Annotated in this window: 16 protein-coding genes; 10 read left to right on the top strand and 6 right to left on the bottom strand. The window is 66.9% G+C overall.

The annotated features are described in order from the left end of the window. Positions 1-160: 160 nt before the first annotated feature. Positions 161-3,463 carry an isoleucine--tRNA ligase gene (gene ileS, locus MPARV_RS0109540; protein WP_012225262.1) on the bottom strand — a complete coding sequence of 1,101 codons (3,303 nt, stop codon included), beginning with the start codon at positions 3,461-3,463 and terminating at the stop codon, positions 161-163. A 200-nt stretch (positions 3,464-3,663) separates the two neighbouring features. Between ileS and MPARV_RS0109535 the strand changes: the two genes are divergently transcribed. From MPARV_RS0109535 to MPARV_RS0109515, 5 genes are all read left to right on the top strand, one after another. Continuing rightward, entirely contained in the window at positions 3,664-6,087 is a 2,424-nt protein-coding gene (locus tag MPARV_RS0109535; protein WP_012225260.1) for a ribonucleoside-diphosphate reductase subunit alpha, read from the top strand. A 72-nt stretch (positions 6,088-6,159) separates the two neighbouring features. Then, on the top strand, positions 6,160-7,296 hold the full coding sequence (locus tag MPARV_RS0109530) for a ribonucleotide-diphosphate reductase subunit beta (protein WP_012225258.1): 1,137 nt from the start codon (positions 6,160-6,162) through the stop codon (positions 7,294-7,296). Positions 7,297-7,386: 90 nt separating this feature from the next. After that, positions 7,387-9,318 (top strand): transglycosylase domain-containing protein, encoded by a 1,932-nt coding sequence (locus MPARV_RS0109525; protein ID WP_012225257.1) that lies wholly within the window; start codon positions 7,387-7,389, stop codon positions 9,316-9,318. Beyond that, positions 9,319-10,077: a zinc ribbon domain-containing protein gene (locus MPARV_RS0109520; RefSeq protein ID WP_155852375.1), complete on the top strand. Its 759-nt coding sequence runs from the start codon at positions 9,319-9,321 to the stop codon at positions 10,075-10,077. 22 nt (positions 10,078-10,099) lie between these two features. Beyond that, positions 10,100-10,600 carry a hypothetical protein gene (locus MPARV_RS0109515; protein ID WP_020378073.1) on the top strand — a complete coding sequence of 167 codons (501 nt, stop codon included), beginning with the start codon at positions 10,100-10,102 and terminating at the stop codon, positions 10,598-10,600. Between the two features lie 19 nt (positions 10,601-10,619). Here MPARV_RS0109515 and MPARV_RS0109510 read toward each other — a convergent pair whose 3' ends face one another. The 4 genes from MPARV_RS0109510 to MPARV_RS0109495 all read right to left on the bottom strand — a co-directional run bounded on the left by MPARV_RS0109510 (position 10,620) and on the right by MPARV_RS0109495 (position 15,862). Continuing rightward, entirely contained in the window at positions 10,620-12,059 is a 1,440-nt protein-coding gene (locus tag MPARV_RS0109510) for an FGGY family carbohydrate kinase (RefSeq protein ID WP_012225250.1), read from the bottom strand. Continuing rightward, positions 12,056-12,520: a hypothetical protein gene (locus tag MPARV_RS0109505; RefSeq protein ID WP_020378072.1), complete on the bottom strand. Its 465-nt coding sequence runs from the start codon at positions 12,518-12,520 to the stop codon at positions 12,056-12,058. The genes MPARV_RS0109510 and MPARV_RS0109505 overlap by 4 nt, the downstream gene beginning before the upstream one ends. Beyond that, positions 12,517-14,079: an FAD-binding oxidoreductase gene (locus MPARV_RS0109500; protein WP_051011959.1), complete on the bottom strand. Its 1,563-nt coding sequence runs from the start codon at positions 14,077-14,079 to the stop codon at positions 12,517-12,519. Before MPARV_RS0109500 ends, MPARV_RS0109505 begins: the two co-directional genes overlap by 4 nt. Positions 14,080-14,152: 73 nt before the next feature. Beyond that, positions 14,153-15,862: a glycerol-3-phosphate dehydrogenase/oxidase gene (locus MPARV_RS0109495; RefSeq protein ID WP_020378070.1), complete on the bottom strand. Its 1,710-nt coding sequence runs from the start codon at positions 15,860-15,862 to the stop codon at positions 14,153-14,155. Between the two features lie 181 nt (positions 15,863-16,043). Between MPARV_RS0109495 and MPARV_RS0109490 the strand changes: the two genes are divergently transcribed. The 3 genes from MPARV_RS0109490 (at position 16,044) to MPARV_RS22605 (ending at position 19,853) form a co-directional block, all read left to right on the top strand. Next, the gene (locus tag MPARV_RS0109490; protein ID WP_031278013.1) at positions 16,044-17,918 is read left to right on the top strand and encodes an outer membrane protein assembly factor BamB family protein; all 1,875 of its coding nucleotides are present in this window, start codon (positions 16,044-16,046) and stop codon (positions 17,916-17,918) included. 24 nt (positions 17,919-17,942) lie between these two features. After that, positions 17,943-18,704 carry a uridine phosphorylase gene (gene udp, locus MPARV_RS0109485; protein WP_012225244.1) on the top strand — a complete coding sequence of 254 codons (762 nt, stop codon included), beginning with the start codon at positions 17,943-17,945 and terminating at the stop codon, positions 18,702-18,704. Positions 18,705-18,866: 162 nt separating this feature from the next. Beyond that, positions 18,867-19,853, top strand: coding sequence for an OmpA family protein (locus MPARV_RS22605; RefSeq protein WP_081582210.1), 987 nt, complete (start codon positions 18,867-18,869; stop codon positions 19,851-19,853). Positions 19,854-20,413: 560 nt separating this feature from the next. On the opposite strand, the gene MPARV_RS0109475 is transcribed toward MPARV_RS22605, so the two are convergent. After that, positions 20,414-21,706 (bottom strand): HNH endonuclease signature motif containing protein, encoded by a 1,293-nt coding sequence (locus MPARV_RS0109475; protein ID WP_238538850.1) that lies wholly within the window; start codon positions 21,704-21,706, stop codon positions 20,414-20,416. A gap of 238 nt (positions 21,707-21,944) precedes the next feature. Between MPARV_RS0109475 and MPARV_RS24700 the strand changes: the two genes are divergently transcribed. Beyond that, a complete protein-coding gene (locus tag MPARV_RS24700) occupies positions 21,945-22,172 on the top strand; it encodes a hypothetical protein (protein ID WP_157789539.1) in 228 nt (75 codons plus the stop codon). Positions 22,173-22,282: 110 nt separating this feature from the next. Continuing rightward, positions 22,283-23,860: an alkaline phosphatase family protein gene (locus MPARV_RS0109470; protein ID WP_157789538.1), complete on the top strand. Its 1,578-nt coding sequence runs from the start codon at positions 22,283-22,285 to the stop codon at positions 23,858-23,860. Positions 23,861-23,865 lie beyond the last annotated feature (5 nt).

The following is a 23,865-nucleotide window of genomic DNA, read 5'->3' as shown; positions in this document are numbered from 1 at the left end:
GCCATCAGTCGCTCAGTCGGGCTGTCGCACTGTTGGAGGTGGGATGACGGTCAGGCCAAGCGACCCGGGGTCGACTCTAGGCAAACCTGCCCAGCACTACAATCATTTTCAGGAGCTCTCGTGAGAGAATCGGCGCAGCGCCCTCACGAAGGCAGCGCCCTCACGAAGGCAGCGGCTCGACGTGGAGCAATAAAGGTGATCCGTCAATATCGACCGTGTTCCCCGGCGCGTCGGTGCCGTCGGCAGTGACCAGATCGAGGTGTTCGGCGAGTGTTGCTGAAGCGATGTGGTCGCTGTGGGCCTCGATGGCTGCGACGAGTTCCGGCGACGCAGCGGCGAGCGTCACCCGGATTCGATCGGTGATCATGAAGTCCGCGTCCTTGCGGGCCTGTTGGATGGCTCGCACCACGTCGCGTGCCCGGCCCTCGGCGACCAACTCGTCGGTGAGCACCACGTCCAGGCTCACCACCAGGCCCAGGTTGACCGCGTGGCCCTCGGGGTCGATCATGCGCACGGACGCTGTGGCTCGTGGCTCGGCAGCGTTGTCGTCATCTTCGCCGGCCGACTCGATGGGCGTGATGGCCAGTTCGAACTCGTTGGCCTGGAGGATCTGTCCTGCGGCCGTGACGGTTCCGTCGGTATTGGATTTCCATTCGCCCGAACGTGCTGCGGCAATCACCTGTTGGACGTCCTTGCCAAGGCGGGGGCCCAGCAGCTTCGCGTTGGGCCGGAGTACCGCGGTGGCGTAGGCATCCGGGTCCGCCTCCAGGCGCACCGCCTTCACGTTGAGTTCGTCGGTGATGAGGCCGACGAAGGGCCGAAGCGACTCGGCATCGGCGCCGGCGACCACCAGGTCTGCGAGGGGCAGCCGGGTGCGCAGGCGGCGCTCCTCCCGCAGCGACAGCACCGTGGACGCCACCGCCCGCACCCGGTCCATGGCGTCGACCAGGGCCTCATCCGCCGGCAACTCGTCCTCCGTGGGCCAGTCGGCCAGGTGCACCGACGTCTCGCCGGTGAGGCCCGTGTAGACCTCCTCGGCCACCATCGGCAGTAGCGGGGCCACCAGCCGACAGAGGGTGGTGAGTGCGGTGTACAGCGTGTCGTACGCATCGGTCTTGTCGGGCGAAAGTTCGCCGCCGGCGGTGCGGCGGGCCGGTGCCCAGAAACGATCCCTCGATCGCCGTACGTACCAGTTGGTGAGCGCATCGAGGTAGCTGGCCACCTGATTGCAGGCGCCGGGGATGTCGTAAGCGTCCATCGCCGCGGTCATCGAGGCTCGCAGTTGAGCGGTCTTGGCCAGCAGGTAGCGGTCGAGTGCTCCTTCGGCGTCGCAGCGGAACCTGGCCCGGTGACCGTCGATGTTGGCGTAGGTCGTCAGGAAGCTGAAGGTGTTCCAAATCGGGTTGAGCACCAGGCGGACGACCTCGGCAAACTCCTTGCCGTCCTCGGACACCCGGAGGTCGCCGCCACGGATGATCGGAGAACTCATCAGGTGCCAACGGAGCGCATCGGAGCCGATCGACTCCATGACCTCCTCCGGGTCGGCGTAGTTGCGGTGCCGCTTGGACAGCTTGCGGCCCTCGTGGTCCAGGACGACGCCGTGGCAGATCACGTTGGAGAACGCCGGCCGGTCGAACAGTGCACCGGCCAGGACGTGCAGTGTGTAGAACCAGCCGCGGGTCTGTGCGATGTACTCCACGATGAAGTCGGCCGGGCTGTGTTCCTCAAACCACTCGGCGTTCTCAAACGGGTAGTGCACCTGGGCGTAGGGCATCGAGCCCGACTCGAACCAGCAGTCGAACACTTCGGGGACGCGACGCATCATCGACGCTCCGGTGGGGTCGTCCGGGTTGGGACGAACCAGTTCGTCGATCCCGGGTCGATGCAGGTCTTCGGGGCGCACCCCGAAGTCGGCCTCGATGTCGTCGAGCGATCCGTACACGTCGAGGCGGGGGTACGCAGGGTCGTCGCTGCGCCAAACCGGGATCGGTGTGCCCCAGAACCGGTTGCGGGAGATCGACCAATCGCGTGCGCCCTCCAACCACTGGCCGAACTGGCCGTCCCGCACATGGCCCGGAATCCAGTTGATCTCCTGGTTGAGTTCCACCAGGCGGTCGCGGAACGCGGTGACCTCCACGAACCAGGAGGACACGGCCCGGTAGATGATGGGCGTGTCGGTGCGCCAGCAGTGCGGATAATTGTGGTCGTAGGTCTCCTGGCGCAGCACCACGCCGCGCTCCTTGAGTGCGGTGGTGATCAGCGGGTTGGCCTCCAGCACGTTGATGCCGGCCCAGTCGGTGACCTCGCTGGTGTAGCGGCCCTTCTCGTCCACCGGGGAGATCATCTCGAGGCCGGCCTCGGTGCCGAGGCGTTGGTCGTCCTCGCCGTGGCCCGGTGCGATGTGGACGATTCCGGTGCCATCGGTGGTGTCGACGAAGTCGCCGGCGAGCACCCGGAAGGCACCGTGGGCCTCGGCCTCCTCCTCGAAGTAGCTGAACAACGGGGTGTAGCTGAGGCCGACGAGTGCCTCGCCGGTGACGCTGCCCACCACGGAGCCCTCGCCCAGCTCGCGCGCGTAGTTGTCCCGCACGGCGGAACCGATGGCGTAGACGACGCCGTCTTGCTCCACCAGGTCATAGGAGATGTCGGGGCCGACCGCCAGCGCCTGGTTGGCCGGAAGCGTCCACGGGGTGGTCGTCCATGCCAACAGGACGACCGGGGTGTCGAACCCGGCCAGTCCGGCCGCCTGGCTCAGGGTCGCCGCATCGGTGGCGGTCAGGCTGAAGGCCACCGTGAGTGCCGGGTCCTGACGGGGTCGCATGGCGTCGTCGAGGCGGATCTCAAAGTTGCTCAGGGGTGTCTCTGCGCCCCACGAGTAGGGCATCACCCGCTTGGCCTCGTACACCAGCCCCTTGCGGTACAGCTCGGAGAAGGCCCAGATGACCGACTCCATGTAGGGGGCGTCCATGGTCTTGTAGTCGTCGTGGAAGTCCACCCAGCGGGCCTGGCGGGTGACGTAGCGCTCCCACTCGGAGGTGTAGCGCAGCACCGAGGTGCGGCAGGCGTCGTTGAACCGACCCACGCCGTACTCGTTGATGGCCGCGTGCCCTGCGACGCCCAACTGGCGTTCGGTCTCCATCTCGGCTGGGAGGCCGTGACAGTCCCAGCCGAAGCGCCGCTCCACCCGCCTGCCCCGCATGGTCTGGTAGCGGGGCACGACATCTTTGACGTAGCCGGTCAACAGGTGGCCGTAGTGAGGCAGGCCGTTGGCGAACGGCGGACCGTCGTAAAACACGAATTCGTCGTCGGGACTTCGTGCCTCGACCGATGCCTCGAACGTCGCTTCGTCGTCCCACCGGTCAAGGATCGCCCGCTCGATCGCCGGGTAGTCGGCGCGGGTTGGCACCGAGGGGTACGGCTTGGGTGCGTGTGCCGCGTTCGCTTGCGGGCTGAGGTGGGCCATGGGCCCCAGTCTGGCGGAGATGCCGGGTCGGGTCTCAACTCGATTCCGGCGACCGCTCAAGGGAGTCGCGAATTCCTCGGCCTTACCGTTGACAGGCTCGTAGTTTCATGACTGTAATTACATGCCTGCCACCCAAGATGTAGGGCTTCGAGCTCACTCCGGCGGCATTTCACCACAAGATGTAGGGGTAGGGGAAGCACATGGCCATCCAGGAAGATCTCCGTTCGATCGCCCCGGACGATCCGTCCGGGCTCAGCGAATTCGGTGAGGCGACCCCTCGAATGCGGGTTCGCAAGCGCGACGGCAGCCTGGACGCCATCGATCTGAACAAGATCGTCACCCGGGTGGAGCGTTTCGCCGACGGGCTCGATGCCGTGGACCCCATGCGGGTGGCGCTCCGCACCATCTCAGGCCTGGTCGACGGCTCCACCACCGAGGAACTGGATCACCTGGCGGTGCGCACGGCGGCCGCCCTCATCTCCGAGGAGCCCAACTACAGCCGTCTGGCCGCCAGGCTGCTCGGCGTCATCATCGACGAGGAGGTGGCCCGTCTCGGAATCGGGTCGTTCTCCGAGTCGGTCGGCCTCGGAGCCAACGTTGGACTCATCGGCGAGGAAACCGCCGCCTTCGTGACCGCCAACGCAGCCGAGCTTGACGCCGCCATCGCACCCGAGCGCAACTGGAACTACGAGTTCTTCGGGCTTCGCACGGTCTATGACCGCTACCTGCTGCGCCACCCCACCGAGCGCAAGGTCACCGAGAACCCGCAGTACTTCCTCATGCGCGTTGCCTGCGGTTTGGCGACCACGCCCGCCGAGGCCATCGAGTTCTACAACCTGATCTCGGCGCTGGAGTACCTGCCGTCCAGCCCGACGCTGTTCAACTCGGGCACCACCCACCCCCAGATGTCCAGCTGCTACCTGCTCGACAGCCCCGAAGACTCCCTCGACGCCATCTACGACCGCTACAAGGACGTTGCCCGACTGTCCAAGCATGCGGGTGGTATCGGCCTCAGCTTCAGCCGAATCCGCTCCCGTGGCTCGCTGATCACCGGCACCAATGGTCTGTCCAACGGCATCGTGCCGTTCCTCAAGACGCTCGACAGCTCAGTCGCCGCGGTCAACCAGGGCGGTCGTCGCAAGGGTGCCGCCTGCGTGTACCTCGAGAGCTGGCACGCGGACATCGAGGAGTTTCTCGACCTCAAGGACAACACCGGCGATGCCGCGCGGCGGGCCCACAACCTCAACGTGGCCAACTGGGTGCCCGACCTGTTCATGGAGCGTGTTGAACAGGATTGGCAGTGGTCGCTGTTCGACCCCAAGGTGGTGCCCGAACTGGTCGACCTGTACGGCGAAGACTTCCGCACCGCCTACACCGAGGCCGAGTCCGCCGGGCTGTATGTGCGTCAGGTTTCGGCGCGTGAGCTGTACGCCAAGATGATGCGGACGTTGGCGCAGACCGGCAACGGTTGGATGACCTTCAAGGACAGCTCCAACACCAAGTGCAACCAGACGGGTAACCCGGGAAACGTCGTGCACCTGTCCAACCTGTGCACCGAGATCCTCGAGGTCACCAACCAGGCCGAGACGGCGGTGTGCAACCTGGGTTCGGTCAACCTCTCGGCCATGGTTCGGCCCGACCCTGGCTCCGGTGAGCCGGCGTTCGACTTCGAGCGGCTGGGCGAGGTGGTGGCCTTGGCGCTGCCGTTCCTGGACCGGGTGGTCGACATCAACTTCTATCCCACCGACGCGGCCGGCAACTCCAACGACAAGTGGCGGCCGGTGGGGTTGGGCATCATGGGCCTCCAGGACGTGTTCTTCAAGCTGAAGCTGGCTTTCGACTCGCCCGAGGCGAGGGCTCTGTCGGCGAAGATCTCCGAAGAGATCTACTTTCACGCGTTGACCGCCTCAGCGACGTTGTCCGAGGCGTCGGGCCCACACGGGGGCTTCGATCAGACCCGAGCCGCCAGGGGCGACCTGCAGTTTGATCTGTGGGGCGTGACGCCCACCGACACCGGCCGCTGGGATGCGCTCAAGGCACGCATCGCACACGTGGGCCTTCGCAATTCGCTGATGATCGCCATCGCGCCAACCGCCACGATCGCCTCGATCGCCGGTTGCTACGAGTGCATCGAGCCTCAGGTTTCCAACCTGTTCAAGCGTGAAACCCTCTCCGGCGAGTTCCTGCAGGTCAACACCTACCTGGTACGGGAACTGCAGAGCCGGGGCTTGTGGAACGAGGACATCATCGGCGCCATCAAGCGGTCGGAGGGTTCGATCGCCCAGATCGACGAGATCCCAGCAGAGATCCGCGAACGGTTCCGTACCGCCTGGGAGCTGCCGATGCGCAGCCTGATCGACATGGCCGCCGACCGTGGCGCCTTCATCGACCAGAGCCAGTCGCTCAACCTGTTCATGGAGTCCCCGAACATCGGCAAGTTGTCCTCGATGTACCTGTATGCGTGGAAGCGGGGCTTGAAGACCACCTACTACCTGCGGTCCCGCCCGGCGACCCGCATCAACCAGACCAACACCACGAGGTCGGCACCCGCGGCGAAGGCCACCGACGGCGACGCCGTCAGCTGCTCGCTGGAGAACCCCGAGAGCTGCGATTCCTGTCAGTAGCCCGGGTTCGGGTGCCGCGGCACCTGTAACGAACGAACACCACCACCCAATTTCGAACGAGAGGCACTACCCATGTCCTTGGCAGAGGCCATTACATCAAACGATTTCTCCCCGAACGAGCGCCGGGCCCCGTACCTGAACGGCGCCGCGGCACCGTTGCTGGAGCCGGCCGCCCCGGCCCCCACCGAGGAGCGCTCGACCGACGGCGCCCCACTGTTGAACCCCGGGTTCAACCTGACGCTGCGGCCGATGCGGTACCCCGAATTCTACGACATGTACCAGAACGCCATCCGTAACACCTGGACGGTGGACGAGGTCGACTTCTCCGATGACGTCACCGACCTGAACACCCGCCTCACCCCCGCCGAGCAGCACCTGATCAGCCGATTGGTGGCGTTCTTTGCCACCGGCGACTCGATCGTGTCCAACAACCTGGTGCTCAACCTGTACAGCCACATCAATTCGCCTGAAGCTCGCATGTACCTGTCGAGGCAGCTCTACGAGGAGGCGCTGCACGTTCAGTTCTATCTGACGCTGCTCGACACCTACCTGCCCAATCCCGAGGAGCGCAATCAGGCGTTCGCTGCGATCGACAACATCCCCTCGATCAAGGCCAAAGGCGACTTCTGCTTCAAGTGGATCGGTTCGATCTCCGAGTTGGACGAACTGCGCACCAGGGACGACCGCCGGGCGTTCCTGCTGAACCTGATCTGTTTCGGCTCCTGCATTGAGGGGCTGTTCTTCTTCGCCGCCTTCGCCTACGTGTACTTCCTGCGCTCCAAGGGCCTGCTCAACGGCCTGGCCGGTGGCACCAACTGGGTGTTCCGCGACGAGTCGATGCACATGAACTTCGCCCTCGCGGTCATCGAACAGGTGCGTGAGGAGGAGCCCGATCTCTTCGACGACGAACTCGAGGCGCAGGTGCGTCAGATGATGACCGAGGCCGTCGAGTGCGAGTACGCCTTCGCCGAGGACCTGCTCAGCCAGGGCGTCACCGGGTTGAGTCTGGCCGACACCCGCGAATACCTGCAGTTCGTGGCCGACCAGCGCCTTGGCGCCCTGGGCTACGCCCCCAAGTGGGGCTCGCACAACCCGTTTGGGTTTCTTGAACTCCAGGACGTGCAGGAACTGGCCAACTTCTTCGAGCGCACCGTGGCGTCCTACCAGGTGGGGGTCGAAGGCACGGTCGGATTCGACGACGACTTCTGATGCGGCCCTCACAGGTTGCTGTCAGCAACCTGTGAGGCCTTCAGGCCTCGCGCGCCCTTCATCTCGCAGCGGAAGTAACATCGCAGGTCTGTGTGGCGTGGCATTCTCCCAAAGACCGGCATCCTTCTTCGCATCCTGGTGACCCTTGCGGTTGGTGTGGCGGGCACGGTGGTGTCCACCCGGATGTTGGCTCAGCAGGTGGCCAAGACCGCTCACCTGGCGCAGGTCCCCAAGCAGCCCGACATCGTGTTGGAGCAGCTGAACAGCCGGTCGGTCGTCTACGACGCCAACGGCAACGAGTTGGCCATTCTGCGCCGGGCCGAGGACCGCGAACTGGTGCCGTTGAAGAAGATCCCCAAGCAGCTTCAAGAGGGTGTGATCGGCATTGAGGACCGCAACTTCTACCAGCACAACGGCGTCAACGTGCGGGGCACGTTGCGGGCGTTGGTGGCCAACACCCAGGAAGGCGACATCACCCAGGGTGGCTCCACCATCACCCAGCAGTTGGTGAAGCAGTCGTTGCTGGGCACGCAGCAGACGGTGGAGCGCAAAGTGAAGGAGGCGGCCTTGGCCATCCGCCTCGAGAAGCAGATGCCCAAGGACCAGATCCTGGAGCGCTACCTGAACATCGTCTATCTGGGCAACCGGGCCTACGGCGTGCAGGCTGCGTCGCAGACGTACTTCAACAAGAGCGTGGATCAACTGCAGTGGCCCGAGATCGCCCTGCTGGTGTCGATCATTCCCAATCCCTCTCGGTACGATCCGATCGATCACCCCGATACCTCGAAGACGCGCAGGGCGCTCGTCGCAAAACGCCTTCGCAAATTGGAGGTCATCACCCCGGAGATCGAAAAGACGATCAACGCCACGCCGCTGCCCACCGAACTGACGCCAGTCCCGGTTGGAGTGACCAAAAACCAGACGGTCGGCACGAACTACTTCGTCGAAGAGGTGAAGCGAAGCCTCATCGCCAACCCTCAGATCGGTAAGGACCTGCTGTACAAGGGGGGGCTCAAGGTGTACACCACCTTCGATCCGAAGGCTCAGGCGGACGCCGAGCAGGCCGTTGAGCTGAAGACCCCCGATACCGACGGCCGCTACGTCTCGGCGTTGGCTGCGGTTGAGCCGGGCAACGGCAAGGTGAGGGCGCTGGTCGGCGGCCCGCTGGGCGGAGAGAACCAGTTCAATGCTGCGACGCGGGAACCGGGCCGCCAACCGGGTTCGTCATTCAAGCCATTCGTGCTGGCCACGGCGTTCAGCCAGGGTCGGGTGCCAAACGACACGATCTCGGGCCAGGGCCCATGTTCGTTCAACAATCCGGGTGGCTACCCCAACCCGTACGTCGTGAGCAACTACGACGGGTCGGGCGGCTCCACCACCAGCCTGAAGGAACAGACCATTCAGTCCAACAACTGCGCCTTCGTGCGTCTTGGCCAGCGCGTTGGGCAGCAGAAGGTGGTGGACTTCGCGAAGAAGCTGGGTGTTGACGGGTTGGACGCCAACATCTCGCTGCCGCTTGGCACCGAGGAGATCACACCTCTCAAGATGGCTGCCGCCTATGCGGCGTTCGCTGCCGACGGTCAGTACAACGCCCCGTACCTGGTGGAGCGGGTGGAGAATGCCCAGGGCCAGGAGATCGTCGTTCACCAAGCGGCCCCGTCCACGGCCATGACCCCGGAGGTGGCTCGCTGGGTGACCGACGTGCTGCAGAGCAACGTCGAGCGGGGCACCGGCACGAAGGCCCGCATCTGGGGTCAGCAGGTCGCCGGCAAGACCGGCACCACCCAGGATTACGGCGACGCCTGGTTTGTTGGTTATTCGCCGTACATGGCCACGGCCGTGTGGATGGGCAATCCCAAGACGAACGGCGACAAGATGCGCAGCGTCGGGGGCATCAAGGTGACCGGCGGGTCGTACCCGTCCGAAATCTGGCAGGCGTTTATGAGCCGAGTGCACGCTGATCTGCCGCAGCTCAGCTTTCCGCCGGCGCCCTCCGCGCGTTTTGGCGGCAGCCTCGGCTGATTGTCCGAACCCGTCGTGTTGTGGCCGGGCGGGCGGATGGGATTGGATGGGGTTGTGCAGGAACTCCTCGCCTTGCAGGCGCTCGACACCGAAGCCGACCAGTTGCGACACCGGTTGGCCACCCTTCCCGAGCGAACCGAGGTGGATGCAGCCAACCTGGCGGAGGCCAACGCAGCCGCCTCGCTGGCGGTGCTTGACGAACAGCGTCACGTCTTGGGACGCGACCTGAAGCGGTTCGAAGACGAGACCGCATCGATCACCTCGCACATCGAAGAGGTGGAGGCCACCCTCTACGGCGGTGCGGTGAGGGCGCCGAAGGAACTCACCGACCTCCAGAGCGAGTTGAACTCGCTGAAGCGGCATCGTCGTGACGTTGAGGATCAGGAACTCGACGTGATGGAGCAGGTGGAACCCATCGATGCAGAGCGAACCAAGGTGATGGCCGCCCAGGCACTTGCCTCCGAACAGCGGGAGGCGGCCATGGGGCGTCTTGCGGCGGCGTCGGAGGTGCTGGACGCCGAGCTGGAGGGCATCTCCCAACGTCGGGCCGAGGCGACGGCCGGGCTGGACGGCGCGCTGCTGGTCACCTACGAGCAACTGCGCACCCAGTTTGGCGGGGTGGCCATCGCCCAGCTGACCGGCGGGCGGTGCTCGGGTTGCCACCTCAGCCTGCCTGCGGTTGATCGCGATCGGATCAAGCGGGCCCCGGCTGACGCCCAGGTGACCTGCCCGGAGTGCGGGCGGTTGCTGGCCCGCTGAGGCCGGCGAACCGGAGGCCACCGTGTTCTTCTGGTACTTGGGCCTGTCGTGGGTGGCTGTTTGGTCGGTGTTTCGAAGCCCGGCGCTGGACTACCGGCTGGTGATGGCGGGGGCGGTGCTGCCGGTGGGGGAATTGCCCGTTGGCACGGGCCCACTTCACACCTTGCTGGCGCCGGTGGTCGCCCTCTTGGTCGTGATGCTGGCCACCCAGGGCAAGCGGCTGGTTCGGCGGCGCTGGTTGGGCCTTCCCATCGGCATGTTTGTGCATCTGGTGTTGGACGGCGCCGTCGCTCGGCCCGAGTTGTTTTGGTGGCCCCTTGGCGGTGGGGGCGCGTTTGGGAAGCGGCTGCCCGAACTTGGCGCAGGCATCTGGCTGCTGGTGGGCGAGCTGATCGGGCTGGGGGCGCTGCTGTGGGCGGTGGGCCGGTTTGGCCTCGATGACGCCCAACGCCGTCGGGTGTTTCTACGAACCGGACAGCTTGATCGGACGCTCACCGGCGCCGAACCCGAATCCGGTTGTTAGGGCTCGAAGCTCCAGGGCTCTAGAAATTGATGGCGGACAGCTCGGGGTGCCAGCCACCGACTCGACGCACCGCCTCGGCCCAACGATCTGCGCTGAAGGCGCCGTTGGGTTCGATCACCTCCGCCGGTTGCCAGAGGTCGGCGAGTGCCGGTACCGACTCGAACCAGCCCAGTGCCACCCCGGCGGCCAGGCCGCCACCCCGTGCGGTGGCCTCCAGCACGGGTGACACCTCAACCGGTCGTTGGATTGCGTTGGCGAGGGCTTGGATGAAGGTGCGGTTCTGGGACATGCCGCCGTCCACCCTCAATGCGTCGATGGACGCGCCCGAGTCGGCTTCGGCGGCGGCCAACAGCTCGGCGCCGCGCTGGGCGACGCCTTCCAGGACCGCCCTGGCGACGTGTGCCTTGGTACTGCCACGCGTGAGGCCGAAGAGGCCGCTGCGGGCGCCGTAGTCCCAGTGGGGCGTGCCCAGACCCAGCGGTGCCGGCACGAACACCACACCGTCGGCATCATCCACCGATGCCGCCAACTCGTCGGACTGGGCTGTGTCGTCGATGATGCCCAGGTCGTCGCGCAGCCACTCCACGTTGGTGCCCGCCGACAACATGATCGCCTCCAGCGCCCAGGTGCGTTGCCCACCGGCGGACCACCCGGCGATGGGAAAGCACCCGGCGGTGGTGCGAGGCACTGCCGGCCGGTCGCCGGGCGTGCAGACGTCGAGCATCCCACCCGTGCCGAAGGTGATCTTGGCCGCATCGGGCACGACGGCTCCCTGCCCGATCATCGAGGCCTGCTGGTCACCCAGCACGGCCAGTAGGGGAGGGGCGCCCGGGAGGAGGTCCAGCGTGCCGAGAGCTCCCAACGAGTCGCCGATGGTGGCCAGCGACTCGGGCGGGATGTTCAGCGCGTCGAGTACTGCCGCATTCCAGGCGTCGGCGGCGTTGGTTGCCAGCCCGGTCAGGGACGCGTTGGATGCATCGGTGACGAAGGTGGAGCCACCCGACAACGACCATGCCAGCCAGGTGTCGATCGTGCCGCTCAGCAGCCCCGTTGAACGGTCGGGGTCGACCTGGCCCAGGATGTTGGCCACTTTGGTGGCACTGTGGTTGGGAGCCAACCGCAACCCGTCCGCGGCCAGTACGAGACAGTCACCGACCGTGCGCAGGTCCTGCCAGCCCTGACCGGGTGCGACGGCCCGGCCGGTGGCCGGATTCCAGACGACCGTCGAAGCCCGCTGGTTGGTGATGGCCACTCCGTCAGCGGGGCCGTCGGCCTCGATGGATTGGGTGGCCAGCGCCAGTGCCGACGTCGCCAGTGCATCGGCGTCAAACTCCACCAAGCCGGGCGCCGGGGTTTGGGGCAATGCCGGCGCCCGCCGCTCTCCGCTGAGCGAACCGTCGGGATTGGCTCGGGCCACCCGGATCGAGCTGGTGCCGACGTCGATGATCAGAACGCTCATCGTGGTTCTCCTGGCGTGTGGTTGGTTGGATCCGGCGACCCGGAGGTGCGGCGGTGGGCCAGCGCCGCACCGATCATGCCGCAGGTGGCCATCAACACGGCGAGATAGGCCACGCCCACCACCGTGCCCAGGTCGATGCTGCCCGACACTCCTGCGATCACCAGGCCCAAGCCCTGGACCACCAGGTAGCCGGCGGCGGCTGCCGCAGCGCCGTTGGGGAGGGGGTGCTCGGGCGCTTTGGCCTGAGCCTTCCAACCGCCGACGCCTGCTGACACGAGGATCAGCAACGAGAACAAGGCGGCCACGCCGGCCGAGGGTTGGGTGCGGCCGGACTGGGCGGCCCAATTAGCAAGGGCCAACGGGCCGCAGAGCGCCGCCGTGACGACGGCCCCGTGCAGCACCGCTTCCCGGGCGAGTGTCGGTTCGGGGTTGCCGGGGCCGGGCCCGTGGGGCAGGCTCATCCGCGCGCGTCGCCGGTTGGGGCCACGTCGGTTTCTCGGGGCACCGGCCCCAGGCCGAGCCCACCAGGGTTCAGGAGGCCGGTTGGGTCGAGGGCCGATTTGATTGCCTGCAAGACTGCGAATCCTCCGCCGAGCGCCTGATCCATAAAGGGGGCTCGGCCGATACCCACGCCGTGGTGATGCGAGAGCGAACCGCCGCCCTCAAGCACCGTTCTGGTGGCCACCTCCCACGCACGTGCGTGGTAGGCGGTGCGCTCGGCCGGTTCCACCCCACCGGCAAAGGTGAAGTACAGGCAACCGCCGTCGAGATAGCTGTGCGATTGGTGGGTCGATGCCACCAGGGTGCCATCGACGCCCTGCAGCGCCTCCACCACGTTGCGAGCCAGGTCGCCCAGCACGCTCCAAGGGGCGGAGATCTCCATCGTGTCCACCACAAAGCCCTTGCCGACCAGGTCCTCCAACTCGGCGACGTTGTTGCGGCGCTGCATCCATCGCTCCACCAGCGCAACGTCGGCGGCTGTGGCGCCCTGTTCGATGGCCTCCTCGTCCAGCACCCCCAGCGTGGCCGCCACAATGGCAGGGTCGCCCTCGTCGAGTGCCAACAACAGGGCCACGTCGCCCGTGCCAAACCCCCGGTCGGCCTCGGTGGCATCGTAAAGACGGAGGACCGCCGGGGTGGCGCCACGTTGCACCGTTCGGCGCATGGCGGCGAGCGCAGCATCAAAGGTGGTGAAGCTGTAGGCGGCACGGCCCTCCGCGGGGGGGAGCGGACGGGCACGCAGGTGGACTCCCACGATGATGCCCAGGGTGCCCTCGGAGCCGACGAACAGTTGGGTGAGGTCCGGGCCATGCGCGGCGCGTGGCGCACCTCCGGTGTGGATCAGCGTGCCGTCGGCCAGCACGACGTCCAGACCCACGACGAGGTCTTCGATCTTGCCGTAGCGAGTGGAATATTGGCCTGCGCCGCGGCATGCCACCCAGCCGCCCACGGTGGACAGCGCCATCGACTGGGGCCAGTGGCCCACGGTGAGGTGGTGTGAGCGGCGAAGGTCATCTTCGAACACATCGCCGAAGGTGCCCGGTAGGACCGAGACGATGCCGGAGGTGGCGTCGACGGCGCTGATGCCGGCCAGGCCACACATGTCGAGTGCCACGCCGCCGAGCAACGGAACCGAGGCGCCAAGCACCCCGGATCGTCCGCCGGTGACCGTCAGCGCTACCCCGTGGGTGGCACAGGCGCGAACCACCGCCACCACACCGTCGACGTCGGTTGGGCGGGCGACCGCCCCCGCCAGCGCTGGCACCTGCCCTTCGGTGGCCCAGACCAGACCGATGGGCCACCAGTCTCGGGAGTGCTCGGCCAGCACTGCGGGCGTGACGTCCACCTCCACGCCGGTGGCGTCCAGAATCTCGACAAAGCCGTCGGGCAGCGGCGACTCCAGGCCAAAGCGCGACGCCGCCTCGGCAGGGTCGCCTGCAAGCGCGATGCCCGGGGTGGGTGCCCCCGTGCCGAGTGGGAGGGGCGCGGCGGGGGGTGTGAGTTGCAAGCGCTGGGTCATGTGACTGGTGGCGTCCTTTCGAGAGTGAGGCTTCGGTTCGTGAGCGGGAGCAGGTTGCGGGGGCGGGTTGCGGTCAGGCCCGGGTTCCGGTCGGCACACCGGCAGGTACATCGTGTCCGGATTCAGCGGTCAGTTCGGCGTCGACCACCGATTCGAAGTTGGCTACCTGGCGTGCCTGTTCTGCGTCGTCCCAGCCCAGCACGGTGGCCAGATCGGCAGCGACCATCGGTGCTGCCGCCCGTGCGGCGGCCCGGTCCAACAGCAGCGCGCGGGTGCGGCGGCTGAGTACATCGGTGAGCGTCGTGGCCATCTCGTGGCGCGCGGCGTGGCGAGCCTCGATGCGCAGGTAGGGGAGCCCGGCCACGAGCGGCTCGGCCAGCTCGGGCTCGGCGGCGAGGGCGATCAGCAGGGCGTTGGCCTCGCCGCCATAGCGCCGGGCAAGGTGTTCTCCGGTGCTTCGGTCGAGGCCGGCACCGACCGCGGCATCACCGACGGCCTCCCACCCTTCGGCGCCGCGTAGACGCAGCCGTGCGGTGGGGGAGCGGGATGGCGCCTTTGCTCCGGCGGATCCCAGCAGCGACTTCACCACCTTGTCGACGGCGTCGGCCGCCATCTGACGGTAGGTGGTGAGCTTGCCGCCCGTGACCGTCACCATGCCGCTCGGCGACCTGAGCACGCGGTGGTGACGAGACAGGTCTGCGGTGCGCCCTGCGGCCTGATCGGCCTCGACCACCAGGGGTCGAAGCCCGGCCCACGTGCCGGTGACGTCGGCGGGGGTCAGGCCCGCCCCGGTCCAGCCGTTCACCGCGTCGAGCAGGTATGCCACGTCATCGGCGGTGCAACGTGGGTTGTCGGTCGGGCCGTCGTAGGTGGTGTCGGTGGTGCCGATGTAGGTGTGGTCGCCCCAGGGCATGACGAAGATCGACCTGCGGTCGCCCTTGACCGGCAGGATCACGCCGATGTCGTTGCGGATCCGGTCCCACGGCACGGTGACGTGGATGCCCTTGGCCGGACGGATCGAGTTGGGGTGAACCGCCTCGTCCAGCGCACGGACATCGTCGGCAAACACGCCGGCTGCGTTGACGACTGCGGTGGTTGCGATGGTGAAGTGCTCGCCATCGGCCTCAACCTCCACCCCGTCGATGATGTGGCCGGGGGTTTTGTGCACCCCCAGCGCTCGAACCCGGTTGGCGGCCGTCGCGCCGTGATCGAGCACGGCGGTGCGGATCACCGTCAACACCAGGCGTGCGTCGTCGGCGGCCGCGTCGTAATAGATATACGCGCCACCCAGCTTGTCGGCGGGAAGTGTGGGCATGTGGGCCACAGCCTCGGCGGTGTCGATGCGCTGGTGGAACCTGCCGATGCGCCATCCGCCGGTTGCGTCGTAGGCCCACATGGCGGCGCCCATCGACCGGGCGAGCTTCTTGGGGATCAACCCGCCCTTGGCGAACAACGGCAGCAGGAAGGGCTGAATGTCCACCAGGTGCGGCGCGTTGGCCAAGAGCCGTCGACGCTCGTGGAGCGCCTCGTACACCAGCGAAATGTCGCCCTGCTGGAGGTAGCGCAGCCCGCCGTGCACCAACTTGGAACTCTTCGATGAGGTACCCGAGGCGAAGTCGTCCCCTTCGATCAGCGCGGTTCGCAGGCCGCGGGCGGCCGCGTCGAGCGCCACGCCCGCTCCGGTGATGCCGCCTCCGATCACCACCAGGTCGAACTGTTCGGATCGCAGCGCCTTCAGCGCTTCAGGTCGGGAGAACTGGGGGGTGGGGCTCGTTGTGGGCACGCTGGCTCCGTCGTGTGGCGCTGGTGGCGCTCAGCGTACGGCCTCGATGATCCCAACGATGACTCGTACGGCCACAGCGGTTCGGTGAAAGCAGATCAAGATGTGGGTGAGGGGTGGGGGCATGGTCCGCGTTTGGCGGGTGTGGCGCCGCTATGGTCGGCGGCGCAGCGGGGAGGGCGGCATGGACTCACGCGACCCCACCCACAGCAGCGGCACGTTGGCGGCCTACGAGACGATGGCCGATCAACCGCGCCGCGGCGGCCCGCACGACCCTCCTGCGGCATCCGGACGCAGGTGGTCACCTGTCGTCGTCGGTGGCCCGGTGGGTCCGCACCGTTGGGACGATTTCACCGAGGACGACCTGGAGGACCCGCTGAGTGGCGTCACCCCCCAGGTGTACAGCGACGATTTCATCATCGATTCGTCGGACCATGGCCGGCCTCAACCCGCGCCGTACACCGCCGGCCCCTATTTTGCCGGTCCCTACGGCGCTGATCAGCACGGCGCTGATCCCTACAGCGACGGCGCCTATGTCGACGGCTTTTACGCTGCCGAGGCCTATGGCGATGAGGCGCCCGAGCAGCCGGCCTGGTGGGACCTCCCGATTTGGGCGCCGCCCCGCCTGGTCCTGGTGATCGGGGCGCTCGTGCTCACGATCGTTGTTTGGCCGCTGTCCCACGGGTCCGAGAGCGACCAGGCGGGGGCGGCGGAATCCGACGTTGCCGGGCTCGTCCCGGTTGCCGAAGGGGGCGACGTGGTGGGTGCCTCGGCATTCGGAAGGGCGTGGTCGGCCACCGTTCCGGGTGTATTGACCCTGCTGGGCAACCCGTCCCGGTCGTTCAACGGAACGGGGCCGTTGCCGACGCGCCCGCGAGTGGTGGACCGCCGCACCCAGCCGGGTATGGGCGCCGGCCCCGCCAGCCAGGCGTTGGTGGCCGAGCGCTCGGACGGGCACACGTGGGCCATCTCCGCCGGTGCCGATGGCAAGGTGGGCTTCACCGATGCCGATTCCGGCGAGCAGTTGCTTGCGCCGCTGGAGACGTCCCGGGCCATTCGGGGCACGCCAACGCTGGATCCCGATGGCTATCCGCTGTTATACGTGGGCGGTGACGACGGCGAACTGCGTGTGGTGGCGTTGGATCGGGGATCCCAGCCCGAGGTGTTGTGGAGCCTGCGGTCATCAACGGTCAGCCCGTCGCAGTGGGGTACCGACTGGAAGGGTTCTCCGCTGGTTCGTGACGACACGCTGATCATGGGCGGCGGCAACTCCAACCTGCACGTCATCAAGTTGAACCGCTCGATCGGCGAGATGGGCAAGGTGAGGGTGGCGCCGGAGTTGGTGGCGGCGCTGCCAACCTGGGATGACGAGCTCGACAGGAACCTGGGCGATCGCGAGACCGGTATCGACGCCTCGGTCGCCTTGGATGGGCAGACGGCCTGGGTCGTGAACGGAGGGGGTCTGCTGACAGGCTGGGACCTTTCGCCGCTCGACCGGGGTGGTCAGGCCCGGAAGGTGCTCAGGTTCTGGGCGGGTGATGCGGTCGACACGGCGGTCACCCTGGACGAGACCGGGGCGATCTACCTGGCCACCAGCGGCCGCCGCAACAACGCGCGCACCGCCGAACTGGGCCGGGTGATGAAGCTCGATCCGGGCAATCCCGAAAACCCGCTGGTGTGGTCGACTGCGGGATCGCCGCTGGGGGATTCCGGGGTCGCCGGCGCGCCGGTGGTGACGGCGGGTCTGGTGGTGGTGGTCGGGAACGAAGGCAAGCTGGTCGCATTCGACCGGGACTCGGGTCGGGTTCAGTGGGCACGTCAGGTGCAGGCCCCGGCACGCGCCACGCCGGTCATGGTGGACGGCGCCATGGTCGTGGGCAGTTGCGACGGGCTGTTGCGGGCCTGGGACCTCGGCCTTGATGGTCCCGAAGAGCGCTGGTCGCTCAACGTCGGGGGCTGCATCGAGTCGCCGGTGACCGCCTGGGCCGGGCGCCTGTTCGTGCCTCAGCGCAACGGAGGGCTGGTGGTGGTCGGCTCTGCCGACGCCGCCGCCGGTTAGCGCAGCGGGGTTACCTTGCCCGCCATGGTCGACGTCTTTCACCTCGGGTTGTCTCGGCCACAGCTGATGGGCGCCACGGTGGCGATCCTGCCTGGAGATCCCGGCCGGGTCGAGCGCATCGGCTCGATGATGGAACGCCCCCGGGCGCTGGCCGGCCAGCGTGAGTTCGTCTCGTGGCTCGGCTACCTCGACGGCCGCCCGGTCGTCGTGTGTTCGACGGGCATCGGTGGTCCGTCCACGTCGATCGCGGTCGAGGAGTTGGCCCAGCTGGGCATCCGCACCTTCCTCCGGGCGGGCACCACCGGCGCCATCCAGGACAACCTCAGCATCGGCGACCTGGTCGTCAGCACGGCGTCGGTGCGCCTCGACGGCGCCAGCGAACACTTTGCGCCGATTGAGTTCCCGGCGGTGGCCAACTTCGCCTGCACCACCGCGCTCGTCGAGTCGGCCCGGGCCCTGGGCGTGGAGCCGCACGTTGGGGTCACCGTCTCGTCGGACACCTTCTACCCGGGCCAGGAGCGCTACGACACCTTCTCCGGTCGGGTGGTCGAGCGCTTCGAGGGCAGCCTGGAGGCGTGGCGGTCGATGGGGGCGCTCAACTACGAGATGGAGTCGGCCACGCTGTTCACCATGTGCGCCACCCAGGGCCTGCGGGCCGGGTGCGTCGCCGGCGTGATCGCCAACCGCCTGTCCTCCGAGGTGCCGGACGAGCACGCCGCCGAACAGGTCGAGGTCACCACCAGGCGGGTGGTCATCGAGGCGGCCCGCCGCCTGCTCGCCGCCTGAGCTCTCCGCCTGAGCGGTCACGGTGGGTAGCGAAGCCGCCACCCACAGCGAGTTGTCAACTTTCGCATGACGTTTTGCCTCCTTGCACCGTAGGCTTTCGGCCAGAAGTCGGATCGGCGAGCCGCAACGCGGCGCCGCTGTCGGACGTGGGGAGAAGCACGCATGGAGCCAGCAACTGGGGTGTCCGGCAGTGACGGCGGTGGCGCAGGCGGCCTGAGCCGATGGACTGTGTTGGGCATTGGGGTGGCCGCACTCGTCGTGCTGATCGGAGTGACCATCGTGACCGCGGGCGACGACAACACCAGCGATGGGGGCGAGGTGGTCACCCGTGCCGAAGCGGCCCTCGACAAGGCGGGCATCGCCGACGCGCAGGTGCAGGCGGGCGAGAACGGCATCCTCACGGTGTCGGGGGTTGATGCGGACGACTCCGGGCGCATCCCCGACGTGCTGGCCGGCGTCGAGGGCGTCGACGACATCGAGGTCAAAGCGGTCACGGGCAAGTCGGCATCCAACACGCCCGACTCCAAGCCCGCCGATGGCGCTCAGGACGCAGCGTCGTCCACCGACAAGTTCGTGGCCACGCCGAAGCCGCCGAAGAGCACGCCAAAGGTGCCCCTTCCCGATGGGGTCGAGCGGATGGGCGTGTACCAGGGCGGCAAGCTCTTCCTGGTCGGCAAGGTGCCCAACTACGCCGACGGCAACCGCCGCATCAACGCGGCCAAGGAGATCTTGGGTGAGGACAACGTCTTCAACCTGTACGAGGTCGACAAGTCCAGCTCGCCGAGCGACGACGGTGTCATCATCGTCGCCGAGCCGTTCGTGTTCCCGGCGGAGTCGGCCGACCTGCCCAAGTCGTTCTTCAGCCTGGCCGACCTGGGCGTGGCCATCATGAGCCGCTTCGACCAGACCCAGATGACCATCACCGGCCACACCGACAGTTCGGGCGACGCTGCCGCCAACCAGAAGCTGTCCGAGGAACGGGCGGAGGCGTTCAAGACCTATCTGGTCGACAAGGGCGTGGACGCCTCACGGGTCACCGTCGTCGGGAAGGGCTCCTCCGATCCGGCGTTCCCCAACGACACCGCCGCCAACCGGGCCAAGAACCGCCGCATCGAGGTGTCGCTGAAAGGACTGCTCCTCGGGGAGTAGACCCCGCCCACTACCCCGTTCGCTTGTGCATCGCTCCGTTGCGAGTTCATTCCTTCTGGGTGCTTACCGACGTCGTGGTGGCAGCGGGGCTGCCTGCGTTCCGTCGTTCGTCTCACTCGATGATCGTGGGGGGGGCGCAGCGTTGCCACGATCGCCACGGCTGCCCCGGCGATTGCGAGGTACAGGCCCCAGCCAACGGAGGCCCTGGCGTACCCGGCGCCGCCGGTTCCGCTCGTGGAGAGCGTGCCAAAGGCGGTCGTGACGGCAAACCACGGCATGATCGATCCGACGATCACAGCGACTGCTTCACCTGCTGCGACCTTGCGATTCTGGGACCATGATGGAGGTGGGGCGACAGCAGAAATTGGCGCCGGCTTCGGCGCCCGATTGTCGGTCCACGTGGCTCCTTCCCAGTAGTGCAGGCTGGTGGGGTCGTCGTGCCAGCCTGGCCTGGTGGCAATGGAGTGTCACTCATTGCGCACCGTTGGGACCGTGGAGGAAGAACGTTACGCGAGCGTAGTTCGACAAGTGGTGACCTGGGGTGGGTGTTCGACTTGCGTTCATTCTAGTTGGCTGCCGTCTGGGCGGGTGGTGTGCCAGGTGCCGTCGGGTAGCCGTCGGATGGTGAAACCCTTTTGCTTCCAGCGGTTGTGGCGACCACACAGGGGGGCGCCGTTTTGGGGGTTGGTTGCTCCGCCTTTGCCGTGTTCGTGGAGGTGGTCGATGTCGCAGGCGGTGGCCGGGACGGTGCAGCCGGGCCAGATGCAGCAGGTGTGGCCGGCGAGGGCGGCGGTGCGTGCTGAGCCGGTGAAGCGACGGGCTCGGCCGAGGTCGATCACGACGCCGTTGGTGTCGATGATCATGCGTCGGATGTGGGCGAAGAGGCTGTTGGTGGCGGCTTCGCATGCGTCGATGTTGTGGCCATTGGGGGTCTGGCACATGAAGTCGTCGGGGTCGAACTTCGGTGGCCGATCGGTGTCGATGGCGTCGAGCATTTCCTGGTAGGCGGAAGCTGACCAGTGGATGTTGTGCACCCACCCGGGAGGCACAGCACCGCCGGGTGCGGTGGCTGCGTTGTGGAAGATGCGGTGGAGGGCGTCGGCGCGGCGTTGGGGGGTGGTGCGTTGCAGGTCGGCGCTGGTGACGGCGTCACCGAGACGGGCTTTGGCTTCGGCCCAGTCGGCTTGGAATTCGGCGTCGATGAAGTGATCGAAGACCTCGCGCATCTCAGCGCCCTGCAACGACGCGAAGAACCCGGTGAGTTCCCACGAGCCGTCCCAGGGGTTCTGACCCAGGTGGGCGTTGCGGTTGTTGTGGGTGCGTTCGTTGGCAGGCTCTGGGCCGTCCTCATCGATCAGGCGTTCCCACTGGCGGGTCGCGGCCTCGAACTGGCGTGCCGAAAGGTTGTTGGCGTTGCTGAGGAATTCGTCTTGGCGGGCCTCCATGGCCGGTGCCACCCGCTGGTTGGCATGCACCCGGCCCAACAGGTGCATCTGATCCGTGCCGATCTCACCGTGCTGCCAGGCCGATTCGAGGTCGGGAAGGTTGCGGCAGGCGCGTGACGTCTTCTCGCGAGCCTTGGCTTCGCTGCCCGACAGCTTGGCGTGGTGCTGGGCCATCACTCTGGCCGAGGAGTGCCCATCATCGGTGTGCAGTTGGGCTACCTCGATCGCGCCGACCAGCGCCGTAGCGGACGCGTCGACACGCCGGCGGAGAACCTCGATCTCGCGGAGCCACACGATCGCATCGGGTCCGTCGACCGGCGCAATCCCACCGGCGAACAGACCGTCCAGACCGGAATTGACCACATCGATTGCGGAGGCCGCCTCCGCCAGTAGCACCATCGAACTCATGTACCCCATCATAAGAACCAGGTAGGACAAACAAGGCCCGATCCGCCGACGAACAAAAAGAAATCCGAGAAACTTTCGCCGGGATGAGACGAGCGGATCGGAGACCTGCCGGCCGGAACCACGTGGTCCCGCCGGCCCGATCAGCCGGCAACACAGCACGGCTGCGTTGGTTGGCTCGGTGAGACCGCTGGCCGCTGCGCCAGCCGCCGGATTCACGCCACGGGGGTAGAACGTTGCGATGGGTGCTACGACGAACACCGTGTCGATCCAACCGCTCAGCGGCGGAATCTTGCGTGCGCCGCGCTCGATGTTTGTGGCGGGTGCTGGCGACGAGCCAGATGGTTGGACCGTCATCAGCATGAAGTCGGACTGGAGCCAGGTGTTCGCCCCTCCGACCGACGCCACATCGAGACAGTCCTACTGCCGGCGACGGGATGCCGGGGCGTTCACCCAGAGTGGGCGATGACGGCCTACGGCTCACTCCGTAACGTCGGCGCCTAACACCCACGGCGATGCCTTTGGTTCGCAAACGTTCGGACCGGCGAGCGTCGATGAGCTGACTTGCAGGTGATGAGCGTGGCCCGACCGACAGCAGCGAACGCACTCGACCACGTCGTGGTCCTGATGTTCGAGAACCGTTCCTTCGACAACCTGCTCGGCCGGCTCTACCAGCCCGGTGAGGTCGAGTCGTTCGAGGGAGTCCTCGGCAAGGACCTGTCGAACCCGATTCCAGGGTGGGCCGAGGATGCCGGCAAGGGCTTCGTTCCCTACGGACTCGCCTCGACCATGGACACTCCGAACCCGGACCCGGGTGAAGAGCTGCCCCATGTGAACACGCAGTTGTTCAATGTGCTCGACGATGGCAATCGCGGCCTGGTGACCCCGGAAAAGACCTTCAACGTGCCGTCTGCTGGAGCCCAGCCGACCATGGACGGGTTCGTTGCGGACTACATCAGCATGCTCGAAGCCGAGCTCGGCCGAGCGCCCAAGTTCACGGAGTACTCCCAGATCATGGTGGGCTACAGCCCCGAGCAGATGCCGGTCCTGTCCGGTCTGGCGCGCGGGTTCGCCACGTTCGACCATTGGTTCTGCGAGGTGCCGTCGTGCACGTTCACCAATCGGTCGTTCTTCCATGCAGGCACCGCGTCGGGCTACGTCGTAAACACGACGCCGACCGACTCGTTCCCCGTGCACAACACCGCTGAGACGCTGTTCGACCGACTCGACGCTGCAGGACTCACATGGCGGATCTACTGCGACCCACCATCGCACTACTCCCTCACGGGCGTCATCCACGCGGCGAGGCTCCACCCTCGGTTCGCCACCAACTTCTTCTCCACGGAGCAATTCTACGCCGACGCCGAGCGCGGTGAGCTGCCCACCTACTCGTTCATCGAGCCCCAGATCATCGGGTTCAACCACAACGACATGCACCCACCGTTCAGCGGTCTGCTCTCGGCGGTGGCGAAGGCGGGCGGCATCACCGAACCCGATCAGCTGAACTTCGACAACCCGTCCTCGTTGATCGCCGGCGAGGACCTGCTGGACCGCATCTACCGGGCCGTTCGGGATGCATCCAGCACGACGGGTTCCAACTTCTTGAACACCACCCTCCTCGTGACCTTCGACGAGCACGGCGGCACTTACGACCACGTCCCCCCGCCCGCAGCCGTACCGCCCGACGGATCCGGGCCCGGCCAGTTCGGCTTCAACTTCGACCGTTCCGGTGTACGTATACCGACCGTCGCGATCTCGGCCTGGATCCCCGAGCGGACGGTCGTGACCGATGAGTACCGCTCGACGTCGCTGCTCTCCACGATGCGCGAGCGATGGGACCTCGGCGCACCGCTCACCGCACGCGATGCCGACGCCCGGAGCTTCGCTGGGGTCTCGTCGCTGACCGTGCCGCGACCGCAGGAGAACTGGCCCGACGTCGTCGCTCGCCCCGTCCCCGTGTTGCCTCCATCAGCCCAATCGCTTGACGCCCAACTCGGACTCCTCGGCATGTCCTTGGTCCAAGCTGTGCTCGGCCTCGGGGCAGGGCTCGGAGCGTCGGTTCCATCCCTCGACCCACGCGCTCCGCTGACAGGTACCGACGCCCTCGCGCTCGCCCACGACGTCCTCGGCGACGTCTTCCCGGCGATGCGTTCCTGATGGCG

The sequence above is a fragment of the Candidatus Microthrix parvicella Bio17-1 genome (genome assembly GCF_000299415.1).
GTDB classification, from domain to species: domain Bacteria; phylum Actinomycetota; class Acidimicrobiia; order Acidimicrobiales; family Microtrichaceae; genus Microthrix; species Microthrix parvicella.
Note: the sequence above shows the minus strand (reverse complement) of the source record. Positions and strands in the feature narration are given on the sequence as shown.